Raw genomic sequence first — 1,841 nt, 5'->3', positions numbered from 1 at the left:
TCACAGATCCGTACGTGCGGCTTTCCCGCATACGGCTCCTCATAGTAACATTCGCTTCAATATAAACAATAGTACGTTTTAGGTTTTGCTAACGGGTAATACTTGAGCATTTCCACAAATCCATTCCATGTGTATGCCCGTCTACAACCTCTCCGATTCATGGCTTTGAATAGAAACTGTTGTACTCTATGCAGGAATGTTGTTATCTTCCGAAAATTCCATGTAACACCATAATACCGATAGTGTCCAATTAGTTTTACGTTCAACTCTTTAATTATTTCTCGCATTGGTCGATTTCGATTATCGTAAATCCAGTTCTTGTATGCTCTAACCTTTTGCTCTAACTTCTTTCTTGAAGTCTGTACCTTTGGCACGAAACCTCCCTTTCGAGTTTTGCTACAATAGAAGGTAAACCCCAGAAAATCAAATGTTTCAGGTTTACATTCTCCTCTTGCTCTACGATTCTGCTCTGCAAATCTCCCAAATTCAATTAGTCTGCTTTTACTACTTTCCAGCTCCAGTCCAAACTTTTCCATTCGTTCCTTTAACTCTTTATAGTATCTTTCAGCTTCTGACTTATATTGAAATCCTGCAACAAAATCATCCGCAAAGTTGACGAGAAAACACTCTCCCTGCATTTCCCTTTGCACCACCAGCTTAAACCACAGCGTCAGCACATGATGCATGTATATATTTGCAAGCATCGGACTCATTGCTGAGCCTTGTGCCGAACCTTCCTCTGTTGGCTCGAATTTTCCTTGCTCCATTATTCCTGCTTTAAGGTATTTACGTATTAGCCACAATAAGTTCTTATCCTGTATATTCCATTCAAGGAACTTCATCATCCAATCATGGTCGATATGGTCAAAGAAACCTTTGATATCGGCATCTACGATATAGCTGATTTTTCCATAGCTTATCCGTTGGTATACTTCTTTTATTGCTTCGTGACACCCCCTATTCGGTCTGAATCCATACATGCAGTTTAGGAATCTCGGTTCATAAATAGCTCCCAGTATTTTCTTCACTGCCATTTGTACAATCTTATCTTCATAGGAAGCAATCCCTAATGGTCGTTTCTTTCCATTTCCTTTAGGTATATATACCCTCAGTGACGGAAGTGGCTTAAAGGATTTGTTTTTCAACCTCTGTACCAGTTCCTTGATATTTCTATCAAGGTTCTTCCCATACTCATCCTTAGTTACCTTGTCAATTCCGACTGCTTTGTTCCCATCTAATTCCTTATGGCATTGCTTTAGCATATCTTCATTTATCAAGTGGTACACTGATGTAAATATAGGATGTTTTGATGTTGCTGATATCTCAGCTATTCTTACTAATTTCGTTTCCATTATTTCCTCCGTCCCTGAGTACGGATAATGTGTCCTCAGTAAGACCTTTACTATGCAATCCCCTTCCCTCCATCGGCATTGCCCGATTTCTACAGTACTATGGGATTGTCCGACCACCTACCATTCATTTGAAATACTCCGTTTTCAGTTGCAATTTCATACTCTTCTTCGAGAAATGGCAGGTTCTCCCCAGTTGATGTGTATTCACAATGTAAAACATGATTGGTTCTCTGACTCCGCAGTGCCACATAACACTCGCCATATCGCATTACATGATATTGTCTTCCGCACCAGTTAAGACGTCGACCGACTGAAGTTAACGTTTCGAAGCTCAATCACTATTCAACCCTGCTTTCTTGCTGTCTACGCTTGTCAGATGCCGTTACCGGCATCATCCCAAGACTCGCTATTATCTGGTTGGCTAAACCTTGGATAAACCGGAATCCCACCGGCTTGACTACACACCCTTAGCTGGGCGCACAACTGGAA

The 1,841-nt window shown here is 41.0% G+C and carries 1 protein-coding gene; it reads right to left on the bottom strand.

All coding sequences use genetic code 11. The annotated features are described in order from the left end of the window. Positions 1 to 56: 56 nt before the first annotated feature. Positions 57 to 1,352 (bottom strand): group II intron reverse transcriptase/maturase, encoded by a 1,296-nt coding sequence (gene ltrA / locus EAI83_RS17005; RefSeq protein ID WP_009323505.1) that lies wholly within the window; start codon positions 1,350 to 1,352, stop codon positions 57 to 59. Between the last annotated feature and the right edge of the window lie 489 nt (positions 1,353 to 1,841).

The organism is Blautia sp. aa_0143, assembly GCF_004167315.1.
Classification (GTDB): Bacteria; Bacillota; Clostridia; order Lachnospirales; family Lachnospiraceae; genus Blautia_A; species Blautia_A fusiformis.
This window is presented reverse-complemented; position numbering and strand designations above follow the sequence as displayed.

What these genes read in the sequence shown, in the direction of transcription:
- ltrA (WP_009323505.1), bottom strand. Translation starts at nt 1,352, where the DNA reads ATGGAAACGAAATTAGTAAGAATAGCTGAGATATCAGCAACATCAAAA.